At 73.3% G+C, this 555-nt stretch carries 1 protein-coding gene; it reads left to right on the plus strand.

Annotated features, from left to right (window positions below; translation table 11 throughout):
- Nucleotides 1-555, plus strand: a 555-nt coding sequence (locus tag ACTWQA_RS59185; protein ID WP_443167532.1) for a phosphopantetheine-binding protein, incomplete at both ends; no start/stop codon positions are given.

A 555-nucleotide genomic window follows, 5' to 3' on the forward strand; every position in this document is an offset into this window, starting at 1 on the left:
ACAGGTCGGCCCTGCCCGAGCCGGCCGGTGTGGTCGAGCCGGTGCGGGTGGCGCCGCGTGGTCCGGTGGAGGAGTTGGTGGCGGCGCTGTTCGAGGCGGTGCTCCAGACCGGTCCGGTGGGGCGTGACGACGGCTTCTTCGCGCTCGGCGGCCACTCGCTGCTGGCGATCAAGCTCATGGGGCGGCTGCGCAAGGCGTTCGGTGCTGGGCTGCCGCCGCGGGCGCTGTTCGAGTCGCCCACGGTCGCCGGCCTCGCCGCGCGGCTGGCGGCCGTCCAGGGCCGCGGGATCGACCAGATCCCGCCGGTCACCCCCGTGCCGCGCGACGGGCTGCTGCCCGCCTCCTATGCCCAGCGCCGGCTGTGGTTCCTCGACCAGCTGGAGAGCGACCTCGCGCTCTACAACACGCACATCTGCCTCAGGATCAGGGGCCCGCTGGATGCGGGGTTGCTGGAGCGGGCGTTGGTGGCGTTGGCGGAGCGGCATGAGGTGCTGCGGTCGCGGTTCGTGCAGGTTGATGATGAGGTGCTGGTGTCGGTGGGGGCCGAGCCGGTGG

This window comes from Nonomuraea sp. 10N515B (assembly GCF_052245915.1).
GTDB lineage: Bacteria > Actinomycetota > Actinomycetes > Streptosporangiales > Streptosporangiaceae > Nonomuraea.